This window comes from Pectobacterium jejuense, assembly GCF_026800125.1.
GTDB classification, from domain to species: Bacteria; Pseudomonadota; Gammaproteobacteria; order Enterobacterales; family Enterobacteriaceae; genus Pectobacterium; species Pectobacterium jejuense.
In genome coordinates this window covers 102,081-119,505 of record NZ_JAPQKX010000001.1, presented here as the reverse complement: position 1 = coordinate 119,505, position 17,425 = coordinate 102,081, and the positions used below count along the sequence as shown (strand labels likewise).

The 17,425-nt window shown below is 57.5% G+C and carries 14 protein-coding genes and 1 pseudogene; 14 read left to right on the top strand and 1 reads right to left on the bottom strand.

The annotated features are described in order from the left end of the window. Positions 1 to 100 precede the first annotated feature (100 nt). The 5 genes from NXT09_RS00470 (at position 101) to NXT09_RS00450 (ending at position 6,332) form a co-directional block, all read left to right on the top strand. Positions 101 to 523 carry a hypothetical protein gene (locus tag NXT09_RS00470; RefSeq protein WP_205551166.1) on the top strand — a complete coding sequence of 141 codons (423 nt, stop codon included), beginning with the start codon at positions 101 to 103 and terminating at the stop codon, positions 521 to 523. After that, on the top strand, positions 520 to 1,782 hold the full coding sequence (locus NXT09_RS00465) for an MFS transporter (protein ID WP_268578482.1): 1,263 nt from the start codon (positions 520 to 522) through the stop codon (positions 1,780 to 1,782). Before NXT09_RS00470 ends, NXT09_RS00465 begins: the two co-directional genes overlap by 4 nt. A gap of 255 nt (positions 1,783 to 2,037) precedes the next feature. Beyond that, a complete protein-coding gene (locus NXT09_RS00460; RefSeq protein WP_268578481.1) occupies positions 2,038 to 4,047 on the top strand; it encodes a TonB-dependent siderophore receptor in 2,010 nt (669 codons plus the stop codon). 262 nt (positions 4,048 to 4,309) lie between these two features. Continuing rightward, positions 4,310 to 5,062 carry a CDP-diacylglycerol diphosphatase gene (locus NXT09_RS00455; RefSeq protein WP_268578480.1) on the top strand — a complete coding sequence of 251 codons (753 nt, stop codon included), beginning with the start codon at positions 4,310 to 4,312 and terminating at the stop codon, positions 5,060 to 5,062. Between the two features lie 331 nt (positions 5,063 to 5,393). Continuing rightward, positions 5,394 to 6,332 carry a LysR family transcriptional regulator gene (locus NXT09_RS00450; RefSeq protein ID WP_039320420.1) on the top strand — a complete coding sequence of 313 codons (939 nt, stop codon included), beginning with the start codon at positions 5,394 to 5,396 and terminating at the stop codon, positions 6,330 to 6,332. 12 nt (positions 6,333 to 6,344) lie between these two features. Here NXT09_RS00450 and NXT09_RS00445 read toward each other — a convergent pair whose 3' ends face one another. Further along, positions 6,345 to 7,481 (bottom strand): ABC transporter substrate-binding protein, encoded by a 1,137-nt coding sequence (locus NXT09_RS00445; RefSeq protein WP_268578479.1) that lies wholly within the window; start codon positions 7,479 to 7,481, stop codon positions 6,345 to 6,347. Between the two features lie 237 nt (positions 7,482 to 7,718). Here NXT09_RS00445 and NXT09_RS00440 point away from each other — a divergent pair, with 237 nt between their 5' ends. From NXT09_RS00440 to NXT09_RS00400, 9 genes and pseudogenes are all read left to right on the top strand, one after another. Beyond that, complete coding sequence (locus tag NXT09_RS00440; RefSeq protein WP_268578478.1) at positions 7,719 to 9,332, top strand: ABC transporter permease; 1,614 nt, start codon at positions 7,719 to 7,721, stop codon at positions 9,330 to 9,332. Next, positions 9,329 to 10,138, top strand: coding sequence for an ABC transporter ATP-binding protein (locus tag NXT09_RS00435; RefSeq protein WP_268578477.1), 810 nt, complete (start codon positions 9,329 to 9,331; stop codon positions 10,136 to 10,138). The genes NXT09_RS00440 and NXT09_RS00435 overlap by 4 nt, the downstream gene beginning before the upstream one ends. 16 nt (positions 10,139 to 10,154) lie before the next feature. Continuing rightward, complete coding sequence (locus NXT09_RS00430; RefSeq protein ID WP_268578476.1) at positions 10,155 to 11,948, top strand: aryl-sulfate sulfotransferase; 1,794 nt, start codon at positions 10,155 to 10,157, stop codon at positions 11,946 to 11,948. A 109-nt stretch (positions 11,949 to 12,057) separates the two neighbouring features. Beyond that, the gene (locus tag NXT09_RS00425) at positions 12,058 to 12,225 is read left to right on the top strand and encodes a hypothetical protein (RefSeq protein WP_268578475.1); all 168 of its coding nucleotides are present in this window, start codon (positions 12,058 to 12,060) and stop codon (positions 12,223 to 12,225) included. A gap of 112 nt (positions 12,226 to 12,337) precedes the next feature. Then, positions 12,338 to 12,706: pseudogene (locus NXT09_RS00420) on the top strand (Rpn/YhgA-type helix-turn-helix domain-containing protein); the annotation flags it as partial. Between the two features lie 183 nt (positions 12,707 to 12,889). Beyond that, on the top strand, positions 12,890 to 13,723 hold the full coding sequence (locus NXT09_RS00415; RefSeq protein WP_268578474.1) for an ATP-binding cassette domain-containing protein: 834 nt from the start codon (positions 12,890 to 12,892) through the stop codon (positions 13,721 to 13,723). Further along, entirely contained in the window at positions 13,720 to 14,556 is an 837-nt protein-coding gene (locus tag NXT09_RS00410; protein ID WP_268578473.1) for an ABC transporter ATP-binding protein, read from the top strand. Before NXT09_RS00415 ends, NXT09_RS00410 begins: the two co-directional genes overlap by 4 nt. Before the next feature lie 83 nt (positions 14,557 to 14,639). Further along, positions 14,640 to 15,887, top strand: coding sequence for an MDR family MFS transporter (locus tag NXT09_RS00405; protein WP_039508944.1), 1,248 nt, complete (start codon positions 14,640 to 14,642; stop codon positions 15,885 to 15,887). A 10-nt stretch (positions 15,888 to 15,897) separates the two neighbouring features. Next, entirely contained in the window at positions 15,898 to 17,409 is a 1,512-nt protein-coding gene (locus NXT09_RS00400; protein ID WP_268578472.1) for an ABC transporter substrate-binding protein, read from the top strand. Positions 17,410 to 17,425 lie beyond the last annotated feature (16 nt).

Genomic DNA, 17,425 nt, shown 5'->3' with positions numbered 1-17,425 from the left:
CCCCCGTTCATCCCGATACGGGTACAAATAGACTGGATTCGGGTAGCGCCGCAACAGCGAATGATTATCATTTTCTCCATTATAAGCAGGAGAAACCGCCATGCCCGATTCCATTGCAACGCCACATCCTTTCCTTGATACAGACGCCTGGCCGGTGGTCTTCTTACACATGCCAGAACAGGTGCCCGACGATGAATCCGCTGGTTATATGGCGCAGATCGTTCAGCTGTATGCCGCACAAGAACGTTTTGTACTCTGTATGACGGGTGCCGACCTGCCCCATCGTTCCCCCGTCTTTATGAATGCTTACCTTCAGTGGACACGCGATAACGTCAGCCTGCAACAGCAATACTGTGCGGGTGCGATTCGTATCGAAAGCGACGAAGCCAAAAGGCAAAAGTACGTGGAATGGGCGGAGAACTGGGCGCAGTCTGGGCAAGCGCCGTATGCCTATTTTGTCGTCGCCACCTCGCTTGAAGCACAGGCGCTGGCGATAACGCTGCTGGATTGCAGTAAACCATGACGCACAATTCGATGACACGCTATCTGCCCTATTGGTGTTTCTACCTCCATCAGGGCATGATCACCGCCCTCATTATGCAAGGCGTGGCGGGCTACTTTCGCCACGCGGGTTTGGATCTAGCGCAGCTAAGCTGGCTGTCGCTGACCTTTCTGCCGTGGATTGCCAAATGCCTGTGGGCACCGTGGGGCGAGCGTCACGCACTTCCCCTGCGCGGCAATCCCTATTTAGGCAGTCTGGTGCTGCTCCAGATCGCGATGGCGGCAACGCTGGTTGTGATTGGCGTCATCTCCCCCGAGCACTCTGTCCTCACTATTATCATTGCGCTGATGCTGCTGGCACTGCTCTCCGCCAGCCACGATATCTATGCCGACGGCATCACGATTTGCACCACCAGCGCCACCAGTCGCGCGCTGGCGAATACCGCGCAGGTCGGCGGCAGCTATCTGGGTATTCTGTTCGGCTCTTATGCGTTCCTGAGTATTGCGGAACAGGCCGGGTGGCGAGGCGGCTTCTTCGCGCTGGCGGGGCTGTCGCTGTTGATGCTCATCCTGCCGCTGCGCTATCTCCAGCAATCCCCTATCCAGCATAGCCAAACTCAGGATCGTCAGAGTCAGCAAGCCGCACGCCCGACGCTAAATCGTCTGACGTTTAAAGCGCTCTGGCCGGTATTAGCCTTCACGGCCATTTTCTATCTGGCGATGCGCGGCATGATGGCGCTACAGACCGTCATGCTGATCGACAGACAGCTTAGCCTGAGCCAACTGGGTATCATCATGACCGTGTACAGCACCGCCGTCAGCGGCGTAGGGATTGTGCTCGCCAATGTCCTGATTCGACGCATGGGCGCACTGCGCTGCCTGCTGCCCGTGATGGTTGTGCACGCCCTGTTAGCCATTGTGCTGGCCGTCGGCTACCCGCTGTATCCTTTGAACGCCTGGATCGCGCTCTTTGGCGTGGTCAATCTGGCTGCCGCCATCGGGTTTGTCACGCTATATAACGTCCTGATGGGCTTAGTCAGACCGCATCAGCCCGTGTCCGACTATGCGCTGTTCCAATCGACCGACGCTGCCGTCGCCATGATCGTGTCGATTGCTGCGCTCCAGTTAGCCCATCACACGAACTATCAAACCACGCTGGGCGTGCTGGCCTGCTTCGCCGTCGCCAGCCTGTGGCCCGCCAAACGGCTATCAGTGCGCTTTTCCCGCCTATTTTCAGAGGGGATTCCCCCAGCTACAGCAAGCCAGCAGGGGCAGGATTAGTGGAAGGGAAAACTCGCAGGCAGTCTGCTGTATTCGGGTTGAAATAGACCCGATACGGGTAGCTCAAAAAATGCAAACAATTATCATTTAACTTTCATCATTCTCTGTCTTACGCGCTTTTCGTACCGTAGCTTTCGGTATCGTAGCTTTCCGTATTGTAGCTTTCCGTATTGTAGCTTTCCGTATCGTACTACAGCGCGTCGTGATGAAAGCCGTTACGTTGACAGCAATTTTAGTCTTTTCAGGGATTTAATAATGAAAATAATGCGTCTTTATCCGCTTGCCTTAACTGGCATGTTTCTCTCTTCTTATGCCTTTGCTGCTCAGGACGATACGCTTGTTGTTACCGCCAGCAAACAGTCGCCCTATTCCGCCTCGGCCAATAACGTCTCTTCTACCGTCGTGACGGCACCGGAGCTGAAAGATGCTGGCGTGACCAGCACCGACAAGCTGACCCGCGTGATGCCCGGCCTGAACCTCGGCAATAACGGTAGCCTGCTGTTCCCTTCCATCTCACTACGCGGCGTGTCTTCCGCCCAGGATTTCTACAGTCCGGCGGTGACGGTCTACGTGGACGGCGTACCACAGCTCGCCACCAACACCGTGCAGGCGCTCTCCGATGTGGAAAGCATCGAAATGCTGCGAGGCCCACAGGGGACTCTGTATGGTAAAAGCGCACAGGGCGGCATTATCAACATCGTAACTCAACAGCCGGACAGCACGCCGCGTGGTTATGTCGAAGGCGGCGTCGCCAGCCGCGACGGCTATCACGGCAAAATCAACCTCAGCGGCCCCATTCAGGATGGCCTGCTGTACGGCAGCGTTACGCTGCTGCGTCAGGTCGATTCAGGCGCGATGACCAACCCTGCCACAGGCAGCGACAATCTCGGCGGGACAAAGTCCAGCGTCGGGAATCTTCGACTGCGACTGGCACCCGATGGTCAGCCGTGGGAAACCAGTCTGGCACTGACGGAAGACTGTACGCGCGCCACGCAGGATACTTATCTGCCGTTTGGCGATGCTAAAAATCGGACACTGGAGATCGCCGCGGGCGCCCCCGATCCGACATTACGCCGCTGTACACACAGCCAGTCGCTAAGCGGAAAATACACCACCGATAACTGGATCTTCAGCCTGATCGGCGCGTGGCAACAGCAAAATTACGACCGTACCTTCCCGAACGGTACGCTGATGGCCGACATGCCGGAGCGCTGGAATCAGGACGTGCAGGAACTGCGTGCCGCGACACACGGTGCAGGCCGCACGGTGGATATGGTGTTCGGTCTTTACCGACAGAACACGCGTGAAAAACTCGATCTGACCTACAGCACGGCAGGTTCTCCGTTCATGAAGAGCAATGCCAATACGTCGTCGGAGACCTTAGCCGCCTACAGCGATCTGACCTGGCATCTGACCGACCGCATCGATCTGGGCGGCGGGCTGCGCGTGTCGCACGATAAAGCCGAAACCCGTTACCACCAGCAGTTCTCCGGCATGAACGTGGGCGACCGCAATAGCGTCGATGACGATCAGGTACTGGGACAGCTCTCCGCCAGCTATCTGCTGAATAATGACTGGCGTGTCTATACTCGCGTCGCGCAGGGCTACAAGCCAACCGGCTTTAACTATTCACCTGCCGCCGGCACGCAGGCCATTCCGTATAGCGCAGAGAAATCGATTAACTATGAAATCGGCTCACGCTACCAGAGCGGCGATGTGCAGCTTCAGGGCGCAGTGTTCCACACCCACACGCGTGATATGCAGCTGTATTCCGGCCCGGTCGGTATGCAAACGCTCAGCAACGCAGGTAGTGCCGACGCCAGCGGCGTAGAGATGATGCTGAAGTGGCAGTTCGTTCCCAACTGGTCATGGGATATCAACGGCACCTATGTCCGTTCTGAATTTACGGGCGACAGTGAGAGCTATCAGGATAAACGCGTGCCCTTCGTCCCGCGCTACGGTGCCGGCACCAGCCTGAACGGATTGATTGATACCTCGTTTGGCGCGTTAATGCCGCGTCTGGCCTTCAACGTGGTAGGGCCGCACTACTTCGACGGCGACAATGCATTGCGTCAGGGCACCTATACCACAACCGACCTGCGCCTCAGTTGGCAGGCTACCGACCGGGTGAATATCGCCGGCTATGTGGATAACGTTTTCGACCGCCGCTACCGTACCTTTGGCTTTATGAGCGGTACATCGGGCTATGCACAGGTCAACGAAGGCCGAACCGTTGGCGTAGACGTGCGGGTAGATTTATTCTGATTTTGTTCTGACTTCTGTCGTCACACATCCGTAGCATAACGGCCTGCCGGGATGATTTTCTGTCATCCCGGCAGGCCGTTTCTTCTTACCGCGCATGCCTCTTACCGCTGATTCCCTTACAATCCGTTACCGATTAGGCTTCTGCCTTTACCGCTAGGTCATATTAATGACATCGCTCCTGCACCATACTGACCCTCGCCACTTTCTCATGATCCGTTTACCCTGATGTTTTGCGCCAGCCGCATTCTGCCGGAGATCCATCATGACGCGTAATAAGCTCCTTCTCCTTCTGATTCCCGTTGTCGTCTTGCTGATTGCCGTGCTGTGGTGGTCGTTCGGGAGGGGAAACAGCAATGCACTGTGGGAGATCGTCAGCGAACAATGCGTGCCCAATCAGCAGCGCAACGGCAAGCCGGCCCCCTGTCTGGAAGTCAATCTGGCAGAAGGCTACGTGCTCTTCGATGACAGAAACGGTCCCTATCACGATCTGCTGCTCCCAACGGATAAAATCAGCGGCATCGAAAGCCCTGAACTCTTGCAGCCAGGTATACCCAATTTCTTCGAGCAGGCCTGGTCGCGACGCGGTCGTCTCTCCAGCGAGGCAGGTAAACCGATCAGAGATGACTATCTGTCGCTGGCGATTAATTCACGCTATGGCCGCACGCAAAACCAGCTGCATATCCACATTGCCTGCCTGCGCCCGGAAATTTATCAAACGTTGAATCAGCAGTTCCCGACGCTGTCTGGCGACTGGAAAACGCTGCCGGTCAAAATCAACGGGCACGTCTATCTGGCAAAAACGCTCACAGCGAACGAACTGACGCAAAGTGATCCGTTCAAAACTCTCGATCGCTACGCCCAGCAGCGGGATGAATCTATCGGCAAATACGGGCTCGCGATGGTCTCCACGCCAGCAGGCGAAAAGGTACTGCTCGCCAGCAACCTTGACGTGTTCAATATGAGTCTCGGGTCCGTGGAAGAAATTCAGGATTTTTCCTGTGCGCTGGCGAAATAGCCGCTGACCGCGCCAGACAGCGGCCTGAAGGTCGATATACCCTAAAGAATTCAAGTTTCAGGACAAAACGTCAGCGTTTTGAACAACGCAAAGCGTTGGCCCTTTAGGGCGAGGTACATTTATGTGCCTCGTAACGCGGCAAGTGAGGGAGTCCCGATGAGCTTACCCAAGTAAGTGATTCGGGTGACCGAGTGAAGCCAACGCGCATGCAACTTGAAGTATGACGGGTATAGCAATCTATTCGCTATAAGTTATAACGTTTTGTTCATTGCGTTGCCAGCCGACCTCCGCCTAAAAAGTGGGGAAAATCGATACGGTAGGTAGCTGCAACATGCATCTGGATTTACGGCAATTACGCAATTTTCTTGCACTGGCCGAACATGGGAGTTTTGTACAGGCCGCAGAGGCCGTCTGCCTGTCGCAATCGGCGTTCAGTCGCAGCATTCAGGCGCTGGAACAAACGATGGGACATCCACTTATCGACCGTCAGAGCCGCCGTTTTGCGCTGACGTGGCAGGGCAATACGCTGCTGCCGTTTGCGCGGCGTATGCAGGAGCTGTCCTGGGAATTGATGACCGACATGAGGCAAATCAGCGAGGCGCAGGAAGGCGAGCTGACCTTTGGCTGCGGCCCCGCACCGTCGACCACGCTGATCCCTAAAGCTGTCGCGCATTTCCATGCCCTTCGTCCGCGCGCCAGAGTCACCTACAGCGTAGATAACTGGCAATCCCTGCGTGAGCGGCTGCTGGCCGACGAGTGGCCTTTTATCGTTGCCGATACCTGGCAGGCCGAAATGGAAACCAACCTCCACGTACAGCCATTAAGCCAGCAGCGCTGCTTCTTTATCTGCCACTCCTCACATCCGCTGGCGCAACAGGCAAACGTGACGCCGGACGATCTCCTGCGCTTTCCGCTCGCCTCCCCTTTTATGCCCGTTGGCATGCGCAAGGTGCTGGCGGCGTTAACGCGCCAGCCCGATTATCGACCACAGATTCAGTGTGATCATATCTATTCCGTCTTCAGCATCCTACGGCACACGCAGGCCATCAGCTTCGCCAGTGAAGATGGCTTTGCGCTGGGGCGATTAAGCCATCAGTTGGTAGAAATTCCGCTGACGGGCACGCCGCCGGAATGGGGGAATATGCAAACCCGCTTCGGCATTGTCACCTGCTTGCAAAGAACGCTGCCGCCGCTGGCTGAGCTGATGATCGAAAGCATACTGGCGCAGGACAGGCTGCGCTCACCGGCTCCGGCGCTGCCGACCCTGTGAGCGCATTCGTGATTATTTCGTGGGACTACCGCTGGCGTCATACACCGCCCAGTTCGATTCCAGCCCTTTGGCTTTCAGCGCCCGGTCAACAAACTGGCCGGCAAACCAGTCGCTGGCCGAGAACGTGTTGCGAATCAGCCCGGCAGCTTTCGCCCGTTCGATGCTGTCCTGCAAGCTGCTGAGCAGGAATGGATCAAGACGCGGCGAACTTTGGAAAGGGAGATCTTCCGCTTTCAGCTCTTCCTGAAAAATCGCCTGCGGAATCTGACTCTGTTCGGACATCAGCGCGGTGTATTCCGGCAGATGCTGCGCATCGCCGATCCACTGCGCATTGTCCACCAGCACATTCACCAGCTGCTGCGTCGTGCCCGGATAGCGGTCGATAAAGTCCTGCGTCGCCAGCACCGCCGCCTGCGTGGTGTTCGGCCAGCCCAGCGCCCGGCTGGTGGTCACAATATTGATGCCCTGCTTACGCAACGCCAGCAGAGAGACGCCGCCCCACACCGCATCCACACGTCTGGCCGCCAGTGCAGCCTTGCCCGCCGTCCAGTCCAGATTGATCACCCGCACATCGCGCTCGTTCAGCCCGACGCTTTTAATCGCACGCTCAAACGACAGCTGATCGGCCGTCCCCTTGTAGACCGCAATCCGCTTGCCGCGTAGGTCTTCAATACGCTGAATGCCCGATTCCGGTGTCGCCGCCAGATAAGAATTAGAGCCGCGTGACCCGACCAACACCCGCGTTGGCAGACTCCCCGAACGACCGATAATCGCCGCCAGATCGCCCAGATACACCACATCCAGCTGCTTGTTTGCCAGCGCCTCATTCACCGCTGGGCCCGCCCCTTTAAAAAACGACCAGTGAATTTTAATACCCTGCGGCTCAAATTCCTTCTCCAACTGCTGGCGAATGTGCGCCAACCCCAGCGGCCCGCGAATAAAGGGTTTGCTGCCTGCACTCTGATCCGGCAAACCAATGCGAATCTCCGTCGGCTTCTGTGCATCCTGCGGGGCGGCGTCGTTTGCCTGAACGGCGGAAACGAGCGCAGCACCCATCAACAGGGCGGTACTTAATAGCTTCATCCCCCAGCGCCAGCGGGAAGATGCCGCTATCGGCGAGGCAGTGATCAACTGGGTGGCTTGTTGCATACGGTTTTCCTTAATAATTCGTTTCATCTGTCATGAAACTAGCGAACCGTCGGCGTCAGGCTTAAATAACATTTACAGGTTTGTTCAGCGGAAAAAAGCATAAATCAGGGATGGCGGGCTCGGGCTACGCATATGCATTTATTGCACGGCGACCATCGCTTTATTGCATTGGCGTTCAACGTCGAAACCTGTTTTTTATTCCCTATTCATCCAACTGCGATGGTTTTCGGGAATAAAATGAATAAGTCGATACCGCTGAAAAAAACCACGATCGTCTGGCCTTCTCTGCCGATAACTCGGGCCTATTCTCTTATCGTGCCACTAGTCGTGTCGCTTGTCGTACCACTGATCGTACCGCTGGCGCTGCTGGCCCTGTGGTATATCAGCACCCACTACGGTTGGATGCCCGCCCAGATTCTCCCAGCTCCCGATGTCGTCGCTAAAACTGCCGTCGAACTCTGGCACAACAATCTCCTGCCGCAGCTCTTTATCAGCCTGCAACGGTTGGCTAGCGGCCTGCTAGCAGGCGTTCTGGTGGGGACGCTGCTTGGGGCACTGATGGGCGCCTCGCGTCGTGCCGAATACCTGCTGCACCCGACGGTATACGCGCTGGCACAAATTCCAACGCTGGGCTGGATCCCGCTGTTTATGGTGCTGTTCGGCATTGATGACGGTTTAAAGCTCGCGGTCATCATCAAGGCCGTAATTATCCCGGTGACGCTGCATACGCAAACGGGCGTGCGTAACGTGCCGCATGCGCTACAGGAAGTCGCTCGTACGCTGCGCCTGCCTTGGCATCAGCGCCTCATCAAATTAACGCTGCCCGCCGCGCTCCCCACCTGGTTAACTGGCTTACGGCTAGCGCTCTCGCAGGCGTGGGTGTCGCTGATCGTGGTCGAACTGCTGGCGTCATCTCAGGGCATTGGCTACCTGCTGGTATGGGGACGTCAGCTGTTTCAGCTGGATATTGTGTTTGTCTGCATCGCCGTGATTGGGTTGGCAGGGCTGACGATGGAGTGGACAATCAATCAACTGGAACGCCGTCTGGTCTTTTGGCCACACCCGCCGCTCAGTCGCTTAACTACCGCACCGTCTCGCCGCTTATCCGCGCTGGTTTTACCCTTTCTGCTTCTGCTGCTCTGGCAACAGGCCAGCCGTTTTGGCTGGATCGACCCGCTGCTGCTGCCACCGCCCGCTGATGTGTGGCACATGCTGCTGCAAGGCGTCCGTGACGGTTCGCTCACCGAGGCGATGCAGGCCAGCCTGACCCGTGCGCTCGCCGGTGCAGTATGCGGCATTATCGCGGGCCTCATGTGCGGTGTCCTGCTGGGGCTGAATGCCACGAGCGATGCCCTCTTTACTCCTACGGTCGCGACGCTGCGCCAGATCGCGCTGTTTGCCTGGCTACCGCTGCTGACTGCCTGGGTTGGCAACGACGAAACCGGGAAAATCACGTTTGTCGCGCTGGCCTCATTCTTCCCCATGCTGGTGGCCAGTCATCGCGGTATTCGCCTGCGTTCTCAGGCGTTACAGGAAGTCGCACAGGTATTGCAACTCCGTCTCTGGACCCGCCTGCGGGTGCTGATTCTGCCAGGTGCCGCACCTGCGATCTTCGCCGGTTTACGTCTATCGCTGATTTACGCCTGGCTTGGCACCATCGGCGCAGAATATTTCATGTCATCCGGCACCGGGATCGGCAGCCTGATGATCAACGCCCAGCAGCTACTGGATATGCCCCTGATTATCAGCGGCATGCTGTTGATTGGATTAACGGGCGCGGTGCTCGACCGCGTCGGATTAGGTCTGGAACAGCGGATGACGCGCTGGCGTTCCGCAGGAGAAATCGCATGACATCCACAACCCTTGACGAATCACCGCCGGTGGTGCAGTTCGATCGGCTTCGTAAACAGTTTCGCGTACAGGGCGAGGCGTTAACGGTGATTGAGGATTTTTCCCTGTCGATTCACAGCGGTGAACTGGTGGCGATTGTTGGCAGCAGCGGCTGCGGCAAATCCACGCTGCTCCGTATGCTGGTCGGCCTGGACAACGACTATCAGGGACGCGTGCTGGTCGAAGGGAAAACCGTGCGCGGTATCGGACGTGAGCGCGGCATGGTGTTTCAGGAACCGCGCCTGTTTCCGTGGCTGACGGTGCGACAAAACATCGCGCTCGGGCTGGCGAATGAAGCCATCGACGACAAAGAACGGAAGCGCCTGATCGACCACTTTATTCAGCTCGTGCATTTGCAGGATTTTGCCGATGCCCTGCCTGCTCAGCTTTCCGGCGGCATGGCACAGCGTGTGGCAATCGCACGCGGGCTCGTCGCCAATCCGCGCATTCTGATGCTGGACGAGCCTTTTGGCGCACTGGACGCGTTGACCCGCCAGCAGATGCAACAGGAGCTGCGCCGCATTCATCAAACGGAAGGCACCACCACGCTGCTGGTCACGCACGACGTCGAGGAAGCAGTCTATCTCGCCGATCGCGTCGTCGTGCTGGCCCCGCGACCGGGCCGTATCCGCCAGATTGCGACGATTTCGCTGCCGCATCCGCGCCAGCGAGACAGTCAGGCCTTTCATCAGCAGTGCAGCGAGCTGCTCGCCTTGCTGACGCAGCCTGCCGATACGGCTGCCGACTTCTCTTCTCTGAACACGTAAATACTGGAGCACAACTATGGGACACCCTTCCGTCTACCCGACCGGCACAACGATTTACAACCCGGAAAAAGCTTGGAGCGGCTACACCGTCTTTCAGGCGCTGGAACGTGGCGCGGTACTGGTGGATATGAATGGCACCGAACTGCGCCTGTGGGAAGGCCTGCACGGCTTCCCCAACAAGATCCTGCCCGGCGGTTACATCCTCGGGCACAGCGGCGAACGCGACTCGCGCTACGGCATGCAGGACATGGTCGATCTGATTCAGGTGGACTGGGACGGCAACGTCGTGTGGAAATTCAACGGCTATGAGCATATTACCGATCCCGATCTTCCGCCAGAATGGATGGCGCGCGTCCATCATGACTACCAGCGCAGCGGTAATCCGGTAGGCTACTACGCGCCGGGTCAGGAACCGCAGTCGATCGGCGGCAACACGCTATTGCTGGCGCATACCAACCTGCACAATGAACGCATTAGCGACAAGCTGCTGCTCGACGACACCATCATCGAAGTGGACTGGGAGGGCAACATTTTGTGGGAATGGCGTTGCAGCGACCATTTCGATGAACTGGGCTTTGATGACGACGCGAAAACTGCGCTGTACAACAATCCTAATCTGCGCAAAAGCGGCGGCGGGATGGGCGACTGGATGCACATCAACTCCATGTCAGCACTCGGCCCCAATCCGTGGTTCGATCAGGGCGATAACCGTTTCCACCCGGATAACATCATCTGGGACGCGCGCGAATCCAACATCATCGCCATCATCGACAAGCAGAGCGGCAATATCGTCTGGCAGCTTGGTCCGAATTACAACACGCCTGAACTCAAACACATCGGCTGGATTATCGGTCAGCATCACGCGCATATGATCCCCGCGGGCTTGCCGGGCGCGGGCAATATTCTGGTGTTTGATAACGGCGGCTGGGCAGGCTACGGTGCACCCAACCCAGCATCGGCCGACGGCGTGAAAAACGCCTGGCGTGACTATTCCCGCGTGCTGGAAATCAACCCGATAACGCTGGATATTGTCTGGCGCTATTCGCCGTACGAAGCGGGCATCCCGCACCCGACCGACGCCTTCCGTTTTTACAGCCCGTATATCAGCAATATCCAACGTCTGCCGAACGGCAATACGCTGATTAACGAAGGGGCAAATGGTCGGCTGTTTGAAGTGACCGTCGATCACGAGATTGTCTGGGAGTTTATTTCCCCCTACTGGGGCAAGACGGTGAACACCAACATGCTGTACCGCGCTTACCGCGTACCTTACGAGTGGGTGCCCCAGCTACCGCGCCCACAGGAAACTCCGGTGATCGCCCCGGACAACACCCAGCTACGTCAACCCGGTGCCGCCGCCCCCGGCTTCGCCAGCGTGGTTCGTATCGACGGCACGCGCCCCTATAAAAAAGGCGGCGATGCCCTGTGCGTCGCGACCGACAGCGAAGACCTCAAGCGCAGCCCGAAGCTCTTTGCCGTCAACCGCGAGCGTTTTGCTCCACTTACCGACGACGACTGGCCTGAACTGGCAGCCCAACGTGGTCCACAGCTGCTGTTAGTTGGCGCTGAACGCTGCGTACACTGCAAAAGCCTCTATCGCCAGTTAGAAGCGATTCTGGGTAACGAGGAATACCGACAACTGCCAAGTCATTATCTGGACGCCGATCATCACATTGCGCTGACGGAGCAATTGGCGGTCAGGACGCTACCGACCCTACTATGGCTCGTCAATGGTGAAGAACAGGCTCGCCTGAGCGGCGCACAGCAACCCGAACGCCTGCGCCAGTGGCTGGCCGCACAACAGAGCTAAACCTCACACCTTAACGCGATCTCGCTCCCGGTGAGATCGCGTCTATCTGTACACTGCCTCTTACACAAATGCCTCAACTTGCGGTGGTTTATATCCGGCTTAAAAAATTATGCAGCGGTGGGCGTGGCCGCCGAGTGAGCGGCATGGACGCCGCGAAAGCCTGTGCCGCGCTGGGAGCGCGTCACTGGCGGCTCGACTAGCGGTCATGGGCACCGATGGAACCGCACAGCGGCATAATTTAGCCGGAAGCCAGGGTTCTCAGGGCGACGGCAACTGAGCGCCCTGAGTCGGGCGCATGTTCGGTATCACAGATGAATAACGACAGTGCAGCGCACGAAACGACCTCTGAATCTTCATGGGAATGTGGCTAAGCGGTAGCCATACGACTCGATATGCTGGAATTGGCGCAGGATATCGGGCTATTATTTGAGCGCTGGCAAGTACCACTGCCGCAAAAAAGAGCGATACTGTTTTACATCGCGCGGAGCGGCAACACCTCAAGGCCAGCAGAGTTTATTGAAGCCGTCGCGCAGTCTCTGTCAACGGATCGGGAGGCGATCATGACCATCGCACAGCAGCTTGAGAAAATCGGATTTGAAAAAGGCATCAAGCATGGCATGCAACAAGGTATGAAAGCCAGTGCTCGAAACATTGCTCGTCAGCTTCTGCTTAGCGGCATGGAACCGGCTCAGGTTTGTCAGATTACTCAGTTGAGCGCGGCGGAACTGGCACAGCTGGTTGACTCATCGAATGACTAGGCTCTAAAGATAGCCCGCACTCCCTGCAATTATTCTCCCCTCCCTGTCTCATCATCGACGTGGTCGGCTAAGAGCACGTCGATGCGCCAATTTATACGCTCTGGATCACATTTCCTTTGCATCACTTCGTCGTAATTTGTTATGTTATTACATATCGATTTACACTGACCCTATACGTTAGCCATGATTAACTGGAACAGACACACAGACGCCATTCTTCAGGTAGAAAACCTGAGCTTGTCTATTGGTGGTGAAACCAAAGTCAGTGATATCAGCTTTACGCTGTTCGCGGGTGAACGTGTCTGTTTACTCGGTGCATCCGGTTCAGGTAAATCCCTCACCGCCAAAGCGGTAATCGGCACACCGCCATCGGGCTGTCAGGTTCGCGGCAGTATTCGGGTGAATGGCGAAGAGGTCGGTCAGTTAAAAGCACTGGCACGTCCGAAGGCCAACCGCGTCTCTGCCGTGTTCCAGGACTCGGCAACGGCGCTCAATCCCCTCATGCCGTTGGGAAAACAGCTGTCTCTGGCGTTGAAAGCCACCTCTTCCGCTGAACTTTCTGCCCTTCTGGCTGCTATGAAGCTGGATGATATTCCCAACCTGCTGCAACGCTATCCTGCCGAGCTGTCCGGCGGTCAGCGCCAGCGCATTTGTATTACTCTCGCCCTACTCGGCAAGACGCGCCTGCTGGTGGCCGACGAACCCACAACCGCACTCGATGTCATGACTCAGCAGCAGGTATTGCAGGTTTTACAGGAACGTAGCACGCAGCCGGATGCGCCTGCCCTGCTGTTTATTACGCATGATATCGCCGTTGCTGCCCAGCTCTGCCAACGTGGTCTGGTGATGGAAAACGGGCGAGTCATTGAATCTGGCAGCATGCAGCAACTACTGAATGCACCACAGCAGCCCTATACCCGCAGTCTGGTCGCTGCCGCGCGTCGCGCTGACACACTTTTATCTGACACACTGTTATCCGACAAGATGTTACCCGTTGCCGGAGCGCTCGCTGGATGAACCACCACCTGCATGCGGTTCCCTCACCGTTTTTAAGCCTTGAGCGCGTCAGCCGCTATCGCCAGACGTCACGTTTGCCGTGGCAGAAGGCCGATCCCGCCAGTGCGATTTTTCACGACCTGTCGCTGGGCCTGCAACAGCACGAACGCGTCGGGCTGGTTGGTGCGTCCGGCTGTGGTAAATCCACGTTGCTAAAAACCCTGCTCGCGCTTGAAGCGACGGAGAGCGGCGCAGTGTACTGCGACGGCAACCTGATTACGCCCGGTTCGGTGCGTTCACTGCTCTGGTATCGCCGCCGCGTTCAGTACATTCCGCAGGATCCGGCAGGTTCGCTCGCGCCGCGTCAGCGCGTCGCCGATCTCCTCATCGAGCCGCTGAAGCGACTCCGCCCCGATGAGAACCGTCGCACTAATAAAAGTAATTCAGCCCGCCTGCATGAAGTCATGGATCAGGTGGGGCTTAGCGTCACACTTCTGGATAAGGTCGCCGGACAGCTTTCCGGAGGACAGGCACAGCGCGTTGCGCTGGCGCGAGCGCTGATCGTTCGACCCGAATTCTTACTGGCGGACGAGCCCGTCAGCGGTCTGGATTTGCCGCTGCGCGAACAGATTAAAGCCCTGCTTCAACAGGTCACCGAACAAAACAAGATGGGTTTGCTGATGGTGTCGCACGACATTTCCATGCTCGCCGGGCTGTGCGACAGAATGCTGGTCATGGACGGCGGTCGCATTATTGAAGATCGCCCCACCGCAGAAGTGCTGGCTTCGCCGCAGCAGGCGCACACAGCCCGTTTGTTGCAGGCCGTACCCGCGCTATCGACGTCAGGCTATTAGCTCGCTGAAAACGCGCTTTTTACCATAAAATATCGCATCAATAACACATTCCCCGTAACGGGCTTTTTATAACGGATCATGACATGTCAGACCTTACCGCCAACCGCGCCCCACGGCCTTATCCCCCGTTACTTCTGGGTAGCCAGCTGGTTTTCAACATTGGCTTTTATGCCGTCGTGCCGTTTCTGGCCATTTTCCTGCGTGACGATATGCTGCTTTCCGGCTGGGCCATCGGACTGGTAATTGGCTTACGCACCTTCTCTCAACAGGGCATGTTTTTAGTCGGCGGTGCGCTGGCTGATCGCTTCGGGGCGCGCGTGATCATCCTGTGCGGCTGTGTCGTGCGCATCAGCGGTTATCTCCTGCTAGCGTTAGGCGACTCGCTGTGGCCGATCATCCTCGGAGCCTGTCTGACCGGTGTCGGCGGTGCCCTGTTCTCTCCCGCCATTGAAGCGCTGATGGCACAGGCCGGTACGCAAAGTGAAAAAGAGGGAAAACGCAGCCGCTCCGAATGGTTCGCCCTGTTTGCCATTTGCGGCGAGTTAGGCGCGGTGCTGGGGCCGTTGCTCGGTTCGGTGCTGGCGGGATACGGATTCCAGCGCGTGGCGCTAGCCGGTGCGGGCGTGTTTGTGATTGCACTTATCATCCTGTTTTTCAGCCTGCCGCCAACGCAGCGCAATCGGGGCGAATTACAGATTGCTCCATGGTGGGAGACCTTCCGCCAACGCCGCTTTGTCGCGTTCATCATTGCCTACAGCGCTTACCTGTTCAGCTACAACCAGCTCTATCTGGCGCTGCCGGTTGAGCTGCATCGCTCCGGCAGCAGCGAGAAAGATCTCGGTCCGCTGTTTGTACTAGCCTCCCTGCTGGTGATCGGGTTGCAGCTCCCGCTGGCGCGTTTTGCCCGCCGGGTTGGCGCGGCACGCATGCTGCCACTGGGCTTTGCGCTGCTAGCTGCCTCGTTCTTTAGCGTCGCGCTGTTTGCTTCCAGTACGCCGCCTGAAGGCTGGCAGCGCCTGCTTCCGGCTATCTCGCTGATTACCCTGCTGACGCTGGGGCAGATGCTGATCGTTCCGGTCGGGATGGACCTTATCCCGCGCTTTGCCAACAACCAGAATCTGGGTGCGCACTATGGCGCACTGGCGTCGATGGGTGGCATCGCTGTTCTCGTCGGCAACTTTATACTCGGCAGCCAGCTTGACCGCGCGCTGACGCCGTCGCCACAGGCCGCCATTCCGTGGGTGCTGCTCGCCGCCGTGCCGTTGTGCAGTTCACTGGCCATGATGGTCATCTGCCGCCCGTTTAAATCCGCTTCAACCGTGAATGAATAAGGACAGACTGATGAATATGCGTAATCGCCTGTGGCCCGTTTCTGGCCTGCTATCAGCCACGCTGCTGCTTTCAGGCTGCTTCAACGAGCCAGAGGAAAACCACACCTCGCATCATGACGGTCGAATCAAACTGGCGATGCTTCAGCCGCCGCGTTCCGGCTTAACGCCGCTCAGCGATGATGCCTTTAAGCTGTCGCGTTGGAGCACCGCAGAAACGCTGGTGGTACTCGACAAACTCGGCGAAGCCCAGCCCGCGCTGGCGACAAAATGGCAGCAGATCGATGATAAATCCTGGCGTTTTGAACTGCGCCCGAACGTCCATTTTCACGATAACACCGCCTTAAACGCCGCCACGGTAGTGAATGCGCTCACCGTGGCCTCCACCGCCGCTCCCAAACCGCGCATTCTGGACGGCGTGCAGCTAACGGTAAAAGCCGATGGCGATAACGCTGTGATTGTCTCCACGGCTAAACCGGATCCGCTGCTGCCACAGCGGTTATCCAGCCCGCAGTTGGCGATACTCTCCACCGCGGCATACGGCAAAAATGGCGTCGTTAATCCGATCAACACCGGAAGCGGCCCGTTCGTTCTGCGTACTGTCACTGGCACCAGCAGCGCGGTATTAGATCGATTCGACGGTTACTGGGGTGAGAAAGCACAGGCCAGCGGTATCGACGTCAGCTTTGTCTCCGACGGCGCGGCGCGTGCTGCGGCATTACGTACCGGCACGGCAGACATTGTCGAAGCCATTCCGGTTTCTCAGGCACCGCTGCTGGATCAATCGCTGGTGCATGAAGTGCCAATGCCGCGCACCAATACGCTGTATCTGAATACACGTCATGGCGTGATGCAAGATCCTGCGATGCGTGCTGCCGTGCGCGATGCGATTAATCGCCAACAGCTGGTGGATAACGTGTATGAGAAGCGCGCCGATATCGCGCAGGGTCTGTTAGGTCCCGCGTTGCCGTGGGCGGCAGAACTGCGTCAGCCGGTGGCGAACCCGGTCAAAGCTGGTACGCCTGCGGGCGCCACCATTACGCTGGCCACCTTCAGCGATCGCGCCGAACTGCCTGAAGTGGCAGTTTATCTGGCACAGCAGCTCACTGCTGCTGGGTTTACGGTGAAGCAGGTGGTGCGTGAATATTCGCAGATCGAATCCGACGCGCTGGCAGGTAAGTTTGATGCCTTTATCTTATCGCGCGCGACGGTGCTGGATTCCGGCGATCCGGTCGCTTATCTGTACAGCGACTTCGCCTGCGAAGGGTCGTTCAATATCGCCCAACTGTGCCGCCCGGAAATCGATCAGGCGCTGCAAAAAGCCGCGGCGATTCCTGCGGGTGTTGCACGCCGTCAGGCCATCATGCAGGCAGAAAACCTGATCCTTGCCAGCGATGCCGCGATCCCAATGCTGCATGAGCGTGTGATTCAAGGTGAAAGCGCACAGGTAAAAGACGCGCTGCGCGACCCGCGTGAACGCACGCTGATTAACTCAGCCACGCATATTGTTACCGGCGCGAAGTAACGGATAGCGCACCCGC

Excerpts from the sequence above, each read along its gene's own strand:
- NXT09_RS00470 (WP_205551166.1), top strand. The coding sequence starts at position 101 with ATGCCCGATTCCATTGCAACGCCACATCCTTTCCTTGATACAGACGCC.
- NXT09_RS00465 (WP_268578482.1), top strand. The coding sequence starts at position 520 with ATGACGCACAATTCGATGACACGCTATCTGCCCTATTGGTGTTTCTAC.
- NXT09_RS00460 (WP_268578481.1), top strand. The coding sequence starts at position 2,038 with ATGAAAATAATGCGTCTTTATCCGCTTGCCTTAACTGGCATGTTTCTC.
- NXT09_RS00455 (WP_268578480.1), top strand. The coding sequence starts at position 4,310 with ATGACGCGTAATAAGCTCCTTCTCCTTCTGATTCCCGTTGTCGTCTTG.
- NXT09_RS00450 (WP_039320420.1), top strand. The coding sequence starts at position 5,394 with ATGCATCTGGATTTACGGCAATTACGCAATTTTCTTGCACTGGCCGAA.
- NXT09_RS00445 (WP_268578479.1), bottom strand. The coding sequence starts at position 7,481 with ATGCAACAAGCCACCCAGTTGATCACTGCCTCGCCGATAGCGGCATCT.
- NXT09_RS00440 (WP_268578478.1), top strand. The coding sequence starts at position 7,719 with ATGAATAAGTCGATACCGCTGAAAAAAACCACGATCGTCTGGCCTTCT.
- NXT09_RS00435 (WP_268578477.1), top strand. The coding sequence starts at position 9,329 with ATGACATCCACAACCCTTGACGAATCACCGCCGGTGGTGCAGTTCGAT.
- NXT09_RS00430 (WP_268578476.1), top strand. The coding sequence starts at position 10,155 with ATGGGACACCCTTCCGTCTACCCGACCGGCACAACGATTTACAACCCG.
- NXT09_RS00425 (WP_268578475.1), top strand. The coding sequence starts at position 12,058 with ATGCAGCGGTGGGCGTGGCCGCCGAGTGAGCGGCATGGACGCCGCGAA.
- NXT09_RS00415 (WP_268578474.1), top strand. The coding sequence starts at position 12,890 with ATGATTAACTGGAACAGACACACAGACGCCATTCTTCAGGTAGAAAAC.
- NXT09_RS00410 (WP_268578473.1), top strand. The coding sequence starts at position 13,720 with ATGAACCACCACCTGCATGCGGTTCCCTCACCGTTTTTAAGCCTTGAG.
- NXT09_RS00405 (WP_039508944.1), top strand. The coding sequence starts at position 14,640 with ATGTCAGACCTTACCGCCAACCGCGCCCCACGGCCTTATCCCCCGTTA.
- NXT09_RS00400 (WP_268578472.1), top strand. The coding sequence starts at position 15,898 with ATGAATATGCGTAATCGCCTGTGGCCCGTTTCTGGCCTGCTATCAGCC.